Source organism: Wolbachia endosymbiont of Tuta absoluta (assembly GCF_059414725.1).
The window spans coordinates 1-16,417 of sequence record NZ_JBNRJY010000531.1 but is presented as its reverse complement, the minus strand read 5'-3'; the positions used below and the strand labels follow the sequence as shown (position 1 = coordinate 16,417).

Annotated in this window: 17 protein-coding genes and 1 rRNA gene; 1 reads left to right on the top strand and 17 read right to left on the bottom strand. The window is 33.6% G+C overall.

From position 1 onward, the window contains the following. The 13 genes from ACJ5GX_RS05895 to ACJ5GX_RS05835 form a co-directional block, all read right to left on the bottom strand. The coding region (locus ACJ5GX_RS05895) for a Clp protease N-terminal domain-containing protein (RefSeq protein ID WP_495292802.1) at positions 1-946 on the bottom strand (946 nt) is incomplete at its 3' end. Positions 947-1,243: 297 nt separating this feature from the next. Then, positions 1,244-2,470, bottom strand: coding sequence for a DEAD/DEAH box helicase (locus ACJ5GX_RS05890; RefSeq protein ID WP_012481988.1), 1,227 nt, complete (start codon positions 2,468-2,470; stop codon positions 1,244-1,246). Positions 2,471-2,504: 34 nt separating this feature from the next. Continuing rightward, positions 2,505-2,756, bottom strand: a complete 252-nt coding sequence (locus ACJ5GX_RS05885; protein ID WP_007302456.1) for a cold-shock protein — start codon at positions 2,754-2,756, stop codon at positions 2,505-2,507. A 174-nt stretch (positions 2,757-2,930) separates the two neighbouring features. Beyond that, complete coding sequence (locus tag ACJ5GX_RS05880) at positions 2,931-4,265, bottom strand: TldD/PmbA family protein (protein ID WP_052264746.1); 1,335 nt, start codon at positions 4,263-4,265, stop codon at positions 2,931-2,933. A gap of 18 nt (positions 4,266-4,283) precedes the next feature. After that, positions 4,284-5,156, bottom strand: coding sequence for an ATP synthase F1 subunit gamma (gene atpG, locus ACJ5GX_RS05875; protein ID WP_495292801.1), 873 nt, complete (start codon positions 5,154-5,156; stop codon positions 4,284-4,286). 166 nt (positions 5,157-5,322) lie between these two features. Continuing rightward, a complete protein-coding gene (locus ACJ5GX_RS05870) occupies positions 5,323-6,543 on the bottom strand; it encodes a tetratricopeptide repeat protein (RefSeq protein ID WP_019236883.1) in 1,221 nt (406 codons plus the stop codon). Further along, on the bottom strand, positions 6,540-7,271 hold the full coding sequence (locus tag ACJ5GX_RS05865) for a hypothetical protein (protein WP_007302451.1): 732 nt from the start codon (positions 7,269-7,271) through the stop codon (positions 6,540-6,542). The genes ACJ5GX_RS05870 and ACJ5GX_RS05865 overlap by 4 nt, the downstream gene beginning before the upstream one ends. Beyond that, on the bottom strand, positions 7,264-8,493 hold the full coding sequence (locus ACJ5GX_RS05860; protein WP_007302450.1) for a lipoprotein-releasing ABC transporter permease subunit: 1,230 nt from the start codon (positions 8,491-8,493) through the stop codon (positions 7,264-7,266). The genes ACJ5GX_RS05865 and ACJ5GX_RS05860 overlap by 8 nt, the downstream gene beginning before the upstream one ends. Positions 8,494-8,609: 116 nt before the next feature. Beyond that, on the bottom strand, positions 8,610-9,911 hold the full coding sequence (locus ACJ5GX_RS05855; protein ID WP_052264745.1) for a sugar phosphate nucleotidyltransferase: 1,302 nt from the start codon (positions 9,909-9,911) through the stop codon (positions 8,610-8,612). 109 nt (positions 9,912-10,020) lie between these two features. Then, positions 10,021-11,268 (bottom strand): hypothetical protein, encoded by a 1,248-nt coding sequence (locus ACJ5GX_RS05850; protein WP_495292800.1) that lies wholly within the window; start codon positions 11,266-11,268, stop codon positions 10,021-10,023. Between the two features lie 76 nt (positions 11,269-11,344). After that, positions 11,345-11,710, bottom strand: a complete 366-nt coding sequence (sdhD, locus tag ACJ5GX_RS05845) for a succinate dehydrogenase, hydrophobic membrane anchor protein (protein WP_052264670.1) — start codon at positions 11,708-11,710, stop codon at positions 11,345-11,347. Then, positions 11,707-12,078, bottom strand: coding sequence for a succinate dehydrogenase, cytochrome b556 subunit (sdhC, locus tag ACJ5GX_RS05840; RefSeq protein WP_495292799.1), 372 nt, complete (start codon positions 12,076-12,078; stop codon positions 11,707-11,709). Before sdhC ends, sdhD begins: the two co-directional genes overlap by 4 nt. A 102-nt stretch (positions 12,079-12,180) precedes the next feature. Continuing rightward, positions 12,181-13,684, bottom strand: a 16S ribosomal RNA gene (locus ACJ5GX_RS05835). Positions 13,685-13,837: 153 nt separating this feature from the next. Between ACJ5GX_RS05835 and ACJ5GX_RS05830 the strand changes: the two genes are divergently transcribed. Beyond that, positions 13,838-14,455 (top strand): hypothetical protein, encoded by a 618-nt coding sequence (locus ACJ5GX_RS05830; RefSeq protein ID WP_029237695.1) that lies wholly within the window; start codon positions 13,838-13,840, stop codon positions 14,453-14,455. A gap of 531 nt (positions 14,456-14,986) precedes the next feature. Here the strand turns inward: ACJ5GX_RS05830 and ACJ5GX_RS05825 are convergent. From ACJ5GX_RS05825 to ACJ5GX_RS05810, 4 genes are all read right to left on the bottom strand, one after another. Then, positions 14,987-15,139 (bottom strand): hypothetical protein, encoded by a 153-nt coding sequence (locus tag ACJ5GX_RS05825; protein ID WP_007302444.1) that lies wholly within the window; start codon positions 15,137-15,139, stop codon positions 14,987-14,989. Positions 15,140-15,163: 24 nt separating this feature from the next. Then, a complete protein-coding gene (locus ACJ5GX_RS05820; protein WP_007302443.1) occupies positions 15,164-15,307 on the bottom strand; it encodes a hypothetical protein in 144 nt (47 codons plus the stop codon). A 17-nt stretch (positions 15,308-15,324) separates the two neighbouring features. Beyond that, positions 15,325-15,468 (bottom strand): hypothetical protein, encoded by a 144-nt coding sequence (locus ACJ5GX_RS05815; protein WP_007302442.1) that lies wholly within the window; start codon positions 15,466-15,468, stop codon positions 15,325-15,327. Between the two features lie 616 nt (positions 15,469-16,084). After that, positions 16,085-16,417: sigma-70 family RNA polymerase sigma factor (locus ACJ5GX_RS05810; RefSeq protein WP_495292798.1), on the bottom strand; the 333-nt coding region annotated here is incomplete at its 5' end.

The following is a 16,417-nucleotide window of genomic DNA, read 5'->3' as shown; positions in this document are numbered from 1 at the left end:
CACTTGTTGAACCTGCTCCAATAATAGTGTGTATTTCATCAATGAAAAGAATAGCGCCAGGTTTTGCCTCAATTACTTTTATTATAGATTTTATTCTCTCTTCGAAGTCACCTCTATAGCGTGTTCCTGCAAGAAGTGATCCTAAATCCAAAGCATAAATTATGCTGGATCTCAGTGCACTCGGAACACTACCTTCAATAATTTTCAATACCAAGCCTTCAACTATTGTTGTTTTACCAACACCTGGTTCTCCGACATATAAAGGGTTATTTTTTCTGCGTCTTAGCAAGATTTCTATAGTGCGATTTAATTCATAATCACGACCAATGACATAATCTATTTTTTTGCTTCTTGCATAATCATTTAAATTTCTACAATAATTTTGTAGAACTTCTTCATCTTTTAATAATTCACCTTTATTTGCTACAGTAGAGATATCGTTATTCTTATCAAGTTTTATCTTGCGATTAGTTACATATTCTTCTATATCACCTGAATATTTTATATTGGATATGTTATAAATCAAATTAGAATCCTTTGCATTCTGTTTGCATAATAGCTCTTCAATGTATAAATCTTGCTCAGACAGAATCTCTAATAGAATACTTGCTCCATTTATTTCTTTTCTTCCCAGACGATGAGCTCGTATCATGGCTTTATGTATTATGCGTTGAAATAGCACATCAGGCTCAACTTTATTGACAGTTAATTCGGAGTTGTCTTGTAAAAAACCTTTTGCATTATTACCACGATCATTCCTTAATATAATATTATCTATATTTATGATTTCACCAGCTCTGATGTTACATCTTGATAAAACATAATTTACATCCACATCTTTGGTTAATGCTAGCAACAAATGTTCCACTTTTGCATATTTAAGCTTACAATCAGAAGCAATCTGTAACGCTCTATTTAAACTTGCCTCTAAATTTTTAGAAATCATCTATTCTCTTTAAAAGTGTAAATTTATATATAATTAGTAGCACACAATTATTAAAAAAACTGAAATCTAGCAGCTCGTTGTAGCCAAATTGAATTAAGCTACAGATTATAGTCCACACAGCCTAACATTATACCGTTGTGATAATCTCAAAACGTTATAAGCAGCAGAATTAAGATTATCAAATTGTAGGTAAATCTAATTTGGGCTAGCTATATATTCTTTCTACCATCCTCCAATCACTTCACTTTGCAGCAAGTTTACTGGAGCTTTTAAAGAATAGAAGAATAGTTAAGTACATTAATACGCTTTTTCTAGTACTCTGCTTTTCTTCTTAAATACATTGATCTTTTTTCTACCGTATTTAGCCTTTAACGTACTTGGCCTTTTAAAGATCTTTTTGCTGTTACGTTTTTGAGATTGCATACTACAATCAAAATTTGGCTCTCCTTCTTTATCTGCTAGTGCAGGCAGTCTTCTCTTATCTTGAGGTGTAACAAAAGATAATGCAAATCCTTCAGCTCCCGCACGTGCAGTTCTACCTATACGATGAACATAATCAGCTTGCGATTGTGGTACATCATAATTGATAACATGTTGAATGTGCGGAATATCAAGACCGCGAGAAGCAACATCTGTTGCAACCATGATTTGATTGCGGCCACGACGAAAAGAATCAATGACTCTTTCACGCTTGTGCTGCCTTAAATCACCATGAATTGCCAAAGCGCTATAGTCATCTTTGTGCAATTTGTCAGCTAGCTGATCCGCTCCTCGCTTTGTTTTGACAAAAATAATGATTGATCCTTTGCGCTGACATAATTGTGTAACAAGCTTGCCATATTTTTCTGATTCTGATGCATAAACAACTTCTTGTTTAATTTTTACAGAAGTTGTAGCCTGGCAATCGACAGAAACACGCTCTGGTTGATTAAGATATTTTTCAGTAAGTTTTACTATTTCTCCAGGAAGAGTTGCAGAAAACATAAGAGTTTGCCTTATTTTAGGCAAATGCTTCATAATTTCTTCAATCTGAATTCCAAAGCCCATATCAAACATACGATCCGTCTCATCAAGCACAAGAATACCAACATTCCGAGTAACTAAAGTTTTACGCTCAATATGGTCTATAATACGACCAGGAGTACCTATTATAATTTGTGGTTTTTTCTGAAGCTGATTTAGCTGCCTAAAAATAGGCTCGCCTCCGATCAACAAAGCAACTCTTAGTAAAGAACTTTGAGATAAGAGTTTTCTTATCTCACTTGTTACCTGATGAGCAAGCTCTCTGGTTGGCACGATGACTAAAGCTGAACCAATGCTTGGCTCATTCATCAATTTAGCAACCAGTGGAATAGCAAACGCTAAGGTTTTTCCAGTTCCCGTTTGAGCAGACCCAAGAATATCTTTGCCCTGAAGAGCTAGAGGAATCGCTTGCACCTGAATCGGGGTTGGAACACAAAGATTATTTTTACTTAGAGCTTGCCTAAGCAAAGTTGGAAGCCCCATTTCATGAAAATTACTCACAATACATTACCCTATTAAAAAGCTTCACGATAGACTAATCTTCCAATCTTAAATTTATTGCAGACTTTTTATCTTCTCCGTTCCTACCACGCTCTTCTTTAAGCTCATAACTTACTCTTTCCCCTTTCATTCCTCTCTTTTTATCCTCTCCTCGAAGTTCATCAGGTCTTATTCCTGAACGTTCTAATGTACTAACATGTACAAAAACGTCCTCACCTTTACCTTCTGGCTTGATGAAACCATAGCCTTTTTCAACATTAAACCATTTTATATTACCAAATTCCATATGGATAACTCCTAAACTACTAACTAACATTATTAATGTGATGAAAAACTTTGAAATTACGATTTAGAATGCTTTAAGCTTAGTTACTGCAACTAAACTTCTATACTCCATAGTCTATTCTTAACATTACATAGTAATAGTACACAATTATTGTACTTAATGCAACTAAAATTTTTAATCACTAAGTGAACCTGCTACTGTCATTTCGCTAACTTTAATCGTTGGTGAATTAAACTGCCCACAGAAAGTTAGGTCATTTGCAACAACTAAATTGCTAAACATATTTTTCAAATTGTCGGCAACAGTAATCTCGTGTATTGGATACGTTATTTTACCATTTTCTATAAAAAATCCGCATGCACCTTGACTATAATCGCCATTGATTAAATTAACACCAAAACCAAATAAATCAGTTACATATATTCCTTCTTTTACTTCCTCAATTAATTCCTTAAACGATCTATTACCATTTTTGAAATAGAAATTACTAGCTGAAGGAATAATTGCAGCATTACTTGCACGAGTTGCATTTGCGGTCGTTTCCAAGTTTAATTTCCTAGCCGAATATAGATCTAAAATCCAGTTTTGCAGTACTCCATTTTTTACAAATTCATTTCTTCTGCTCATTATTCCTTCCCCGTCAAACGGTCTTGATGTTATACCCCTTGGTAACAATGGGTCATCAATAATGCTAATCTCAGTATTAAAAATTTGATTATTTAAACTATTTCTCAAAAAAGAGCTATTATTTACAATATTGCTACCATTTATGGCAGAAGCAAAGCTCTTTACTAGCTCTTTTGCTGCTCTTTTTTCAAAAACAACCGGAAATTTGCCTGTCCTGATTGTACATGAACCCAATTGATCTATTGCTCTTTTTGCTGCTTCTTTCCCTATTGACTCCGGTGTTTTTAAATCACTGAAGTTGCATGCTACATCGTAATCGTAGCCTATTTTCATTTCATTCTTTTCTCCAGCAACAACAGAAACCTGATTAACAAAAGTTGACTTACTAAATGAACCAACAAAACCAGAAACGGTTGATAATACTGTATTTACTGAAGTATGTGAAGATGAAGCTCCTTCGGAATTAATAATATTTTTATGTGCAAGAGATGAATTTTCTGTAGCTTCAGTAATTTCTTTTAAGTTATCAATTGTTACAACATTATTATCTGAGATATTTAAATCTGCAGAAGAGATATAATTACTGCCATCTACAGCAAAACTAATATAAGGATCTTCCTGGGCATTCTTTGCCATTTCCACCACTTGGCTCACTGCACTACTAAGATTATTCAAATCGTTTGTGGAAATATACGCAGCTTTGTTCTTACCTGCTATAGCTCTAATTCCGACAGTACAGTTTTTAGATTGTGATATTTGTTCAATTTTTGATAGACGCTGAGAAACCGAGGTCTTATTAGTTTCATATATTGTAACTTCTGCGTCTTGATTCTGCTTTTTTATTAGTTTAGTGATATCTGCTGCAATATTTAATATATTCATTTTTCATTCCTTGAGTTTCTATAAAGATTCTGCACCACCTATAACTTCAATCAAATCAGTTGTAATTGCTGCTTGACGAGAACGATTATAAAGTAATGCTAGTTTATTTAGCATTTCTTTTGTATTTCTGTTTGCTGATTCCATAGCAACCATCCTAGCACTATTTTCACTTGCTGCACTTTCAAGTAAAGCAGAATAAAGAGAAGCTGTAACATAATCTTGAGTCAAAGATTTTAAAATAAACTCAATATTTTGTGGTTCATACTCATAGCTGTAATCTGTTAGAGGACTAACTACAGAATTATCAATTAATAATGAGTCTTTACTCCATGGTTTTATTGTTTCTAATATTGGCTTTTGCATGAAGGTATTATAGAATTTACTGTAAAAAACCTTAACTTTATTGTATTTACTTAGATCTATATCACTAACCAAGGCTTCCACACGCTTTAGTGTGATTTCCTTACTATTTTCAACCTTCAAGATATTTTTAGAATTAAATCTATTTTTGCCTGTCTCAAAAGCTTTCTTACCAAAAAAAACAATGTCTACTTTCTTATCATTTGCAATTAATTTGTTTATATGCTCCTGACTAAATTTAACAACAGAGGAGTTGAAGCTGCCACATAAACCACGATCAGATGCAATAATAAATACTAGGAAAGAATCTTCATTATTGATATTTAGAATTCTTGCTAGTAACTCTTGATCCGCTGATAGCGCTAGTGAAGAAATAATGCTATGCAGCTTAGATATATGCAATTTTGAATTTGATAATTTCTTTTGGCTTTGTAATAATTTTGCTGCAGAAACCATTTGCATTATTTTCGTGATTTTCTGCACAGACTTAATATTTTTAATTCTTAAGGATAATTCCTTTAAGCTCTTCATTTTATATATAATTCTAATTTATTAAAATATATAACTGGTAATGTCTAAAAACAAGTTTTTTTGACATTGGAATCAAACCTAACTAAGAAACTCACAGATTTACTGTTTTGAGATAAAGATTATATTAAAGCAATCTCGATGTAAAAGTATCACACCTTATGGAGTCTTATAATATAAGGTAAATACAATTAAGACTATTGCAACTTGAGCACTTATAATCCCATTGCTTTAGCTCTTTATTACAATCAACACATTTCCAACCTGGATCAGGCACAGCTTCTGAGTTCATCTTATTTAGCCAGTAAATTGCTTGATCATACTCTTGTAGCATAATCTTGAGCTGTACCATAACAAGGTAGATTGATATGTAATTAGCTTTTTTCATAGCAATATCTAAATGCTGACTTGCAAGATCATATTTCCCTAAGCTAATTGAAGACAAAGCAAGCAAGCAATAACTAAAATAATAATCAGGGCGTAAGTTATATAGTCTTTCAGCGCCTTTATTATTTAACTTGATATACATTCTAGCTGATTGAGGAGTAGGATTTACTCTATACTCTTCCTCTAATACTGTGGAAGCTTTTCTGATTTTTTCAAGCTTGATATATAATTCTGCCTTTAAATAATTGATGGGCTGAAAAGTTGCATAATAACTTTGTGCTTTAGCTAAATAATCTATAGCTTTGCAAAAACTTCCTTTACTTTCGTATTGCTTTGCTAAAGCGCAATAAAAAACCGCTAACATCTTTTTACGATCAAAGGGAAGAAAAATATTGAATTTGATAGCTTCCTTTAACTTTGAAATTGCATTTATCCAATCTTCTTGCAATATACAATGCTCTATTTGAAAGGGAATAGACAAAATTTTATCATTAATTGAACTAGAGCAATATTCTATAAATTTTTGAAAGACTAACCTTTCTTGCTTTAGGTGAATAATCAGTTTATTGATCAGAAGTAGAGCTAAGTTGCGATTTTTACTTGCAATACTCGTTAAATTATGGCTGAAAAAGCTGTAATTTCCCGTTTTACCTGAATTAAAGAGCTTTACTAAAGATAATTTATCACTTTCTTCATTTAGATTTTTAATTAGCTTATTGGTGTTCTCTATATTACCTAAATCTAAGCTAAAGAAAGCTTCAAAGAGAAGCAATTCTTCCCTACTTCTTCTTCTATTTTTTATGTTAGCAAATGTTGATGAAATAGAAGAACAAAAACGTGCAACTGCAATCAATAAAAATAATAAGACTACGCAAGCAAGAATAACGAAATATAGATCAATACTTATAGTGTAATTGCCTAATTCCAATTTTATTACTTCACCACTTACCTTGATCCATATGCCAAATAAAAACGAAAAAGCAAAAATTATAAAATAAATCATGAGATGTATTGTAATAAGTGACGATATATTATTGAAGTATTCTTGAAAGCTACAATAAAATCATTCAATTTATTAAGCCATGGTTTGAATTCTGGGTATGTTAAGTCACTTATTGCGGTGGCTATGCTCTGCCAATCATTATCGCTTATTAATTCTTCAATTTCCGCAAGCTTTAACCTGAGTGGATCACTACGATCATCTATCTTGATCCAATTTGAAATGATTTTTTTAAACAAGTTACTTTTATTGTAGTTAATAACAGTCATGTTCTTCTCAAAAGACAATTTCAACCCGCATAAAGTATCTACCTCTTTCAAATTTTCCAATTCATTGACTGCATTTTCTATTTCTGGATCGTCAAGCTCTGATATCAAAGGCTTTATTGAATTTATATGATTATCAAACTTGGCTTCTTGCAATAACGAATTCTTCATCTTAATCACAAGTAGCAGCAACTTTGCGAGGTTCTTATGTCTTGAACTACCGTCACCTTGCTCACATTGAGTGTGCAGATTTCTCTTTAAATCAAATATCTTTTTCTCTACCTTAATTTGATTAACTTCAAGCAACATTTTAAGTTCATCTATCTTTTCCGTTACAATACTTATACTATTTTCACTCTCTTGCTGATTTATTTTAAAAAATATTATGTTATTTATTGTAATATAGCTAACAAACAACAATATAATTAAGAACCAACCTATGCATTTTCTCCAAGTATCATTCATAACGTAATATCTCCACAGGATCTTGAGCAGCTGCTTGTAATGCAGGAGGAATTGTCGCTAAAAATGATAAGAACAATGCAAGTGCAGAAATGTTAATCACATCTTGAGAGACTAATATCACTGGCAAACTTGAAAAAAAGTATATCATAGGATCAAACAGTTTGATGTTGGTAATGTTTTCTAAAAACACTCTAATACTTTCAATATTGAGAGAAAAAACAACCCCTATAATAGAGCCAAGACAAGTTCCTGTAAAACCAATCAGCAATCCACAAGCACAAAATATGCGCATAATGCTTCCGCTTGTTGCACCAAACGTACGCATAATTGCAATTGCAGATTTCTTTTCTTGCACTATCATCATCAAATTTGAAACAATATTAAATGCTGCTACAACTATAATTAAAGTGAGAATTAAAAACATCACATTTCTTTCAGTCTTTAAAGCATTAACATAATGGCTTTGCTGAGACTGCCAACTTTCAGCTCTCATTCCTGTTTCTTTTGCTATAGCGTTTGCTAGCTTATTAGCCATAGCAATATCATCTACAAACACTTCTATATTTCTCACATTATCTTTATAATTAAAAAAAGCTTTAGCTGACTTTATGGGCATATACATTAAGGTATTGTCGTACTCAAACATACCCATATCAAATATTGCTACAACTTTATATTCTTTCATTTTTGGTATTTCACCAGACAGTGCATCAAATCCTTCAGGTGATATAAGCATAATGTTATCACCATAATCAATATTCAAAGCTTCTGCTAATCTTGCCCCTATTATGATACCTTCATCGAATTTTTCCACGTTACCCATAATTACATTATTCTTAACGATAGTATTATTAAGTAAGTCTTTAGTTGACACACCACGGACTACGCTACCCACAATTCCACTATTTGCTGCAACGATCACTTGATCATTGGTCATAGAAGTAGCTTTTAATACACCTGGGATTTTCTCAATAGATTTTAACACTGCGTGGTAATCTGAATTTATGCTTCTATCAAAGTAAACATTAATATGACCATTAATGCCAAGTACAGAGTCGAGCAGCTTTGCTCTGAACCCATTCATTACAGACATTACTACTATTAGCGTTGCAACTCCAAGAGCAATACCAATAATAGAAAACAAGGCCATTATAGAGCAAAATCTAGAATTCTTTGCTCGCAAATAGCGAATAGCCATAGTAAATTCAAAGGCAATAGACATTATACTAAGATTTAAATATCATACTTTTTATGCTTCATATAACTGTAATTTTTCCTTTACCTCAAATGAGGTTGTCTAAATTTAGCAAGCTTATAGAATATATTCAATGTTCTATATTAAGACCTTCCATATATATCGTCCAATCTTACTATATCATTATCAGATAAAAACTTTCCTACCTGAAACTCAACTATCTCAAGAGGAAATCTTGTACTTTTATTCTCAATTTTATGAAACACCTTCCTTGGAATCTCTACTACATGATTTTTTGTTATAGCATATGTTTTGTCATCTAAACTCACGCATCCAACCCCTGATAGTATTATATGGTACTCATCTCTATAGTGGTGAAATTGCTTAGAAGTGCAGCTCAGTGGATTTATAAAAAGGTATTTTATAAGAAAATCCTTGCCCATTAAAACTACACTATAAAATCCCCATGGCTTAACCTCTTTCCTTATTGGCTTTACTTCCTTAACTTTATTAATGAACAACATTAGGCTCTTACTTGGCCGTTTATAAACTCTACCTAGTAAATTTTTTGCATCATTTTCTGTCATCAAAACTGGCTCTCTTCCTTTGATTACAGCTTGAAACGACTCAAAATTCTTATTAAATCTCTTACTTAACTCTAAAACTGAACCCCAAGTGCCAACATCCATCCAATCGAAATTGGCTTCTATCATTACAATATTTTCTGCTTTTTCTATCACTAGGTGATCAATAGATGTATCACCCATTCCTGCACAATTTTGCTGTTCTAAATACAGAAATCTCTCTCGTGATACAAAATGCTTCATACTTTCACAACATAAATTATAGAGAGTCGGAGCAATTTTTTTTATCTCATCTATATAGCGTTTTGCTCTAAACACAAATATTCCAGAGTTCCAATAATGATCGTTACTTACCTTACGCTCGGGTTTTTCTGTAAAATCTTTTACTATATGACATTTTTCTTTCTGACCATATACTGCATTTATATAGCCGTATTCCGAATTGAATTCATGAGGCTTTATCCCAAAAGTGACTATAGAGTCAGTTTCAGAGGCTAGCTTAGACGCTTTCTCAATAGAAACATAAAAACTATTCAAATCACCTATAAAATGGTCTGAAGGCAGAACTAAGATTGTCTCGTTCCTATCGCAGAGAAGCACAGCAATTAGTATTGCTGCCGCTGTCCCAATTTTAACTGGTTCAAAAACTACTTTACATTCCTGTAATGCATGTAATTCCTGCATCAATAATGACTCATATTGTATATTTGTGGTAATGATGGGTGGCATATAATCGCCTTTTAGCCTCAACAAAGTGTTGTGAAACATAGTATTCTGACTAAATATTTTCTGAAATTGCTTTGGCTTAGATAGAGGCCAAAGTCTGCTGCCACTACCACCACACAGTATTACAGGGCGCATTTAATTAAGATATTAATTATTTGATTAATATCTTATACTAACGGCAAAATGCATGCAAGTTTTTATTGTGAGATGATTAAAGTAAAAAGTAATTTAAAGTGATGGTTGACTACGAGCGTGATGGAGTCCCTACATTTCGTGATGAGTCTTGTCTTCTTTCTATCTCTCTATCAATATGAGGAGTGTTGCTTTTTTGATTAACGGCTGCAGCTACTTTTTCATCAGTTTTGTTTTGCAACTTTTCCTTTAAGCTTTCTCCAACACCTAGTTCTCTAGATTTATCTATACTTTCACTATTTTTGCTCAACCCCTTCTCTAAGTTTTTTTCAATATCTGATTTTCTAGCGTTAAGCTCTTTCCATGTACCCGCTATGCTAAGTGGCTTATGATCCTTCTGCTTCGGCTTTGGCCTTTCCCCATTTGTAACAACATTAAAGTCGCGTTTTACTTCTTTCCAACATTCTTTAAATTGGTGTTTCCACATAGTAAGATAAGCATCACCATACTTTTTCTCATTTGCTACAAACAATAAAATTGGAGCCTTAAGTATGGTAGCTCCCATATTCACTAAATTTTTTACTGCCATTGCAGGGGTGAACAAAAGATAGCCAAAAGACTTTGCAATTGGGTTTTGTTCGCTTATTAAATACTCCCCTAACTTTATAGGAAGAGAGGTCAACAATTTAGTACAAACTTTAGCCAAGCTTGTAGCAAAAACGATAGAAACAGATATAAGACTTTTATCTAGCTCTAGATTACCATCCTGATCTCTAATTTCTGAAAAATGGGTGCTTAGCTTCTTGTAATCACTAGCGTATAGTAATTTTCCATTTCTTCCTTTTTCATCTCTATCTTTCTCATCAACTTCTCCCGTGTCATCATTGATGAAGCAACCTTTTTTAGCAAGAAAAGAAGAATTAGTTAATCTAAGTAACTTAGTATCAACCTCAAAGACCGGCAAGTGTTTTTCAAGATCTATTTTTGAAAACTTAAATGGCTTATAAAATTTACTATAATCATTAACCTCACGCCTACCTTTACTAACTAAAAAGTCAATAGTAAAGTAAGATTTTTTATCAATTTCCTTAACCAAGGCTAGATCAAATTTGTATTCATTATATATAAGCTGGTACTCTGGATTTCCGTCTTTATCTTTTACAAGCTTGTCATTTTTTTTTACAACTCTTCCAGAATCTACAATCTGATCATAATCTTTTAGATATTGACACTTTCGTCCATCCTCATATATCATTACCTTTCTAAGGTCTTTGACATAAACTTGAGATTCAGATGAACTAAATAGATCCTTCACCTTCAGCGTAAGGTCTATTCCCCACTTTTTCAATGTCTCTAACATATTGCTAAACCAAAATCGCTATAGTTCAATAATAAAACTAGTACACTAATAATATATTAACATAGAACTGGCAACTTTACAAGAAAATATGCCTATAAAAGAAAAAAGTCGTAAAAGCAAGGACTATATAAGTAATGCTTGATAAGTATTTTATGCATGTAATTGTAAAAATCCTTAGAGGTACGCTGTCTATATAATCTTCACACACTACCTGCATTCCAAGAACTGCATGCCAAAAAATGCAAAACACCAGTATAACAAAAAACAAAAGCTCTAGTGGATGATTAATAGCCTGAAATAATTTTTCATTAAAAGATAAAGGGCTATCAACATAAAATGTGCAAGAAAATGAGTAAATAAACCAAGGAAATAAAAATAACAAAATCACCGCAGAAACACGCTGGATCCACCAATGATGTACTGAATTTACAGATTGACTCATATAAATATAAATAAAAAAGCCATAGTAGAAAGAAATAGCATTATTGTTAGTAATATAGCACTTTTTAAAACACTAGCAATTTCTAAATTAAGCCCAGCATCCCACAATAAATGACGAATACCATTGAGAAAATGATACATAAAGCTTACAAAGCATAAGATATAAGCTAATTTAGCAACAGGAGTGAACAATAATGCATTTAAGCACCTTACTATAATTAACTTAGGGGAGTAAACATATAATATAAAATACCAAGAAAGTATGATTAATAAAAGAAACAGCAAGATACCAGTCAATCTATGCATAATAGAAAAAAAACTAGTAACTTGATATATTTGTAAATGTGGGGAAAGAGGCCTGTTACTCATAAAATTTCGTTATCGAGAAATTAAAAAATAAAGTAGAAGTAAAGACAGCAGTATAGTACATAATGACACTATTATTTGAAATGGTGAATTACGTACAAAGCCTAAGGAGGTAATCCAGCTGCAGATTCCCCTACTGCTACCTTGTTACGACTTCACCCCAGTCACTGATCCCACTTTAAATAACTCCTTCCTTGCGGTTAGGCCATTAGCTTCGAGTGAAACCAATTCCCATGGCGTGACGGGCAGTGTGTACAAGACCCGAGAACGTATTCACCGTGGCATGCTGATCCACGATTACTAGCGATTCCAACTTCATGTACTCGAGTTGCAGAGTACAATCCGAACTGAGATGTCTTTTAGGGATTAGCTTAGGCTTGCGCACCTTGCAGCCCATTGTAGACACCATTGTAGCACGTGTGTAGCCCACTCCATAAAGGCCATGATGACTTGACATCATCCCCACCTTCCTCCAGCTTATCACTGGCAGTTTCCTTAAAGTACTCAGCATTACCTGATAGCAACTAAGGATGAGGGTTGCGCTCGTTGCGGGACTTAACCCAACATCTCACGACACGAGCTGACGACAGCCATGCAACACTTGTGTAAAATCCGGCCGAACCGACCCTATCCCTTCGAATAGGTATGATTTCCATGTCAAGAAGTGGTAAGGTTTTTCGCGTTGCATCGAATTAAACCACATGCTCCACCGCTTGTGCGGGTCCCCGTCAATTCCTTTGAGTTTTAATCTTGCGACCGTAGTCCCCAGGCGGAATGTTTAACGCGTTAGCTGTAATACAGAAAGTAAACTTCCCATATTTAACATTCATCGTTTACAGCGTGGACTACCAGGGTATCTAATCCTGTTTGCTCCCCACGCCTTCGCGCTTCAGCGTCAGATTTGAACCAGATAGACGCCTTCGCCACTGGTGTTCCTCCTAATATTTACGAATTTTACCTCTACATCAGGAATTCCTCTATCCTCTTTCAATCTCTAGATTAATAGTTTTAAAAGCAATTCCAAGGTTAAGCCTCGGGATTTCACTTTTAACTTATTAACCAGCCTACGCGCCCTTTACGCCCAATAATTCCGAATAACGCTAGCCCTCTCCGTATTACCGCGGCTGCTGGCACGGAGTTAGCCAGGACTTCTTCTGTGAGTACCGTCATTATCTTCCTCACTAAAAGAGCTTTACAACCCAAAGGCCTTCTTCACTCATGCGGCATGGCTGGATCAGGCTTTCGCCCATTGTCCAATATTCCCCACTGCTGCCTCCCGTAGGAGTCTGGACCGTATCTCAGTTCCAGTGTGGCTGATCATCCTCTCAGATCAGCTATAGATCATTGCCTTGGTAGGCTATTACTCCACCAACTAGCTAATCTAATATAGGCTCATCCAATAGCAATAAATTTTTCCCCCGTAGGGCGTATACGGTATTAGTTGCCGTTTCCAACAATTATTCCATACTACTAGGTAGATTCCTATACATTACTCACCCGTCTGCCACTAAGTTATACCATAGCAAGCTACAATATAACTCCGTTCGACTTGCATGTGTTAGGCCTGCCGCCAGCGTTCATTCTGAGCCAGGATCAAACTCTCAAATTTAGACTTCAACCTATAAAAGGTTGAGGGTACATCGGATAAATCCGACAAAAAATAATTTAGCTTAATACTGCTGCCTTTATTTCTACTTTAGAAATATTTTAATCTCCAACTATTCAAACAACTCTAAGAATATTATTATGTGATATAATCACTATGTCAATATGTTTTTGCAAATCAAAAGCATTAATGTATAAATATATAACTATTTGGAATATTACCATGAAAAAATACATCTTTCTGCTTGCACTCGCGCCAATGTTAGTTGGCATCACATTATACTTATTGCGCAACATTGATAACACAAAACAATCTATAACTGCAGGTGACAAGTTTTACGAAGTATTATTCTTAAAAAAAGATAATAAGTCACTGCTAGAAGAAATAGATTCAAATTGGGAGTATTTAGCAAATTTTGAACGCGCATTCAATCATATCTCAGATTCAATGCCAACAGACACAGCATCTATTATTTATAATGATTTGGCAGACGATAAAGATGCTCCTGATGTTTTGCGTGAGTTAGCACAATACTTAGAAGTAATGAGCTTACTTCACTCCAGCGGTGAAAAAACAAATAGAGATAAAATTAGTAATTTAGAATCAAATGCAGTGTACCCTTATTCAAGCCAAGAAGCTATCGCTATAGTAAAGATACACAGTAACGACATTAAAGGTGCAATTGAAATATTGCATTCATTATTAAATGATAGAGAATGTCCGACTCTAATCAAGGCCAATGCACAAGAATTACTTCGGATATACGAAAACTAAAAAACTTGCTTGCATAACAATTTGGCAGCGCATCTAATGAAATAAAGAACTTTACTTGACAAACCTCCCTATTTTATTATGGCACTAAAAGTATTTATGACTCAAAATTTGTTTTTGACTGTAGGATCAATCACAAAATCCAGTAAAAACTTAGGTGTTTATTGGTAGATTACATAAAATTATAGCGGTTTTTTAAATTTTTTCTATATTCAGCCAAGTCGCGCTTGTTAGAACATTATTACAGCACCACTTACAGCAATATAGAGTCAAAATTTCACTACTCAGAGATTCCTTTTACCTTTTTATTTAGTAAGACTTCTCTATATTTATAGTTAATATATCAAAGAATAAACTTCACTAGCAGAATGTCATTCTAGCACTAAAATGACAAAAAGAGGATAAAATCGCAATAGTATGTATCAAGCACCGTTGTATTTTCTCTATATTTTAGATTATTTTGTTTACCCCCCTCCCTTTACCATTCAGCTACGCAGATAGTTACTACAAACCGTAAAGATGTTTAAAAGAAATCTAATTTTTTATCAACTCATACATTTCATTACCAACTTCACAACAAGGTTCTGCAGTTGGATAAAAATAATCAAAAAAGAAATAATCCTTTAGTATTTCTGTGCTGCATCCAGAATTATAGTAAGTATCAAGCCTTCCTTTAAATATCAACAAGAGTATCTTTATACTTTTTCCAAATCACCCTACCCTAAACTGGTCTACGATGTTTGATAGGTATGCATCTCGATCATTTAACCCTTTGCTCTTATATTTACCAAGCATACTTTTCATTTTAGAGTTAAGATCGAATGCTTTTATTTCAAGATCTGCACCTTTCTTCATATAATCTAAATTATTAGCTAATTTTGTATTAAAACTCTGTGTAAGCTGTTGCAGCCAGCTCTCTTGCTTTTCGTCTTTATTAAAGCTAGTATCAAACCAACCTCAGTCACATTTGCAACAATCACATGCTTTACACCATATTCATTTAGAACCAAATGCATTACATATTTCACTAACCGCTTTATTTCAATACTTTTTCTGCTTTAACATTGTTATAAGCAGTGGCACCCATAATATTATTTCCTCGATTATAATGAAAAATAAAATCTCCTTTACCTACGTCTGGATGATGTTTAATTACTGCGTTTAGTTAATCAGCTAAACGAAATTTATTGAGGAAATAAGAAAAAATAGGGTTAAGAATTTCAGATGCTGTTGCATATAAAATCGCATAGTTATGACCTTGCTGTTCATAGTATCGATCAAAAAATGAGCATCTCCATGATGACTTAAATTCTTCTAAACCTAAATACTTTGATACATATTCAACAACAGTAAGGCCATTGCTAAAAATCCTCCTTAATAAAAAGGGGCATTAAGTTTCACGTTTCTTACAAAGGATAAGTTATTAAAATTTCAATAATTACACCATTATCAGATAAACTATCACCCAGAACACAAAAATTTTTACACTTTGAATTAGAGTTATTATTTTTATTTGCCATAACATTCAATATCTAATCATACTGCTCTATAAAGCCTATAAAAAAAGAAAAATAGGGTGAAATTATAGAACTTTGGCTGAATTTTACCTATTTTTTGAGCAGCCCTTCTGCCTTAAAAGAAACCTCTAAGTTTTTTAGCACGGCTTGGATGTTTCAACTTACGTAGTGCTTTTGCCTCTATTTGCCTAATTCTTTCACGTGTAACATTAAAAATTTTTCCTACTTCTTCTAAGGTATGCTCCTTTCCATCTTTACCAAGGCCAAAGCGCATCCTTAGAATTCTTTCTTCTTTTGGTGTTAAAGTTGCAAGAACATTGGTCGTAATACCACGCAAGTCGGCAAGTATTGCAGCATCCTCTGGTTTAGAAACTCGCTTATCTTCTATACAATCACCGAAGGTACTACTATCATCCTTTCCTGTTGGAGCTTCAAGACTTACCGGATC

Excerpts from the sequence above, each read along its gene's own strand:
- ACJ5GX_RS05850 (WP_495292800.1), bottom strand. The coding sequence starts at position 11,268 with ATGTTAGAGACATTGAAAAAGTGGGGAATAGACCTTACGCTGAAGGTG.
- ACJ5GX_RS05860 (WP_007302450.1), bottom strand. The coding sequence starts at position 8,493 with ATGTCTATTGCCTTTGAATTTACTATGGCTATTCGCTATTTGCGAGCA.
- sdhD (WP_052264670.1), bottom strand. The coding sequence starts at position 11,710 with ATGAGTCAATCTGTAAATTCAGTACATCATTGGTGGATCCAGCGTGTT.
- ACJ5GX_RS05880 (WP_052264746.1), bottom strand. The coding sequence starts at position 4,265 with ATGAATATATTAAATATTGCAGCAGATATCACTAAACTAATAAAAAAG.
- atpG (WP_495292801.1), bottom strand. The coding sequence starts at position 5,156 with ATGAAGAGCTTAAAGGAATTATCCTTAAGAATTAAAAATATTAAGTCT.
- ACJ5GX_RS05865 (WP_007302451.1), bottom strand. The coding sequence starts at position 7,271 with ATGAATGATACTTGGAGAAAATGCATAGGTTGGTTCTTAATTATATTG.
- ACJ5GX_RS05815 (WP_007302442.1), bottom strand. The coding sequence starts at position 15,468 with ATGCATTTGGTTCTAAATGAATATGGTGTAAAGCATGTGATTGTTGCA.
- ACJ5GX_RS05830 (WP_029237695.1), top strand. The coding sequence starts at position 13,838 with ATGTCAATATGTTTTTGCAAATCAAAAGCATTAATGTATAAATATATA.
- ACJ5GX_RS05855 (WP_052264745.1), bottom strand. The coding sequence starts at position 9,911 with ATGCGCCCTGTAATACTGTGTGGTGGTAGTGGCAGCAGACTTTGGCCT.
- ACJ5GX_RS05820 (WP_007302443.1), bottom strand. The coding sequence starts at position 15,307 with ATGAAGAAAGGTGCAGATCTTGAAATAAAAGCATTCGATCTTAACTCT.
- ACJ5GX_RS05870 (WP_019236883.1), bottom strand. The coding sequence starts at position 6,543 with ATGATTTATTTTATAATTTTTGCTTTTTCGTTTTTATTTGGCATATGG.
- ACJ5GX_RS05885 (WP_007302456.1), bottom strand. The coding sequence starts at position 2,756 with ATGGAATTTGGTAATATAAAATGGTTTAATGTTGAAAAAGGCTATGGT.
- sdhC (WP_495292799.1), bottom strand. The coding sequence starts at position 12,078 with ATGAGTAACAGGCCTCTTTCCCCACATTTACAAATATATCAAGTTACT.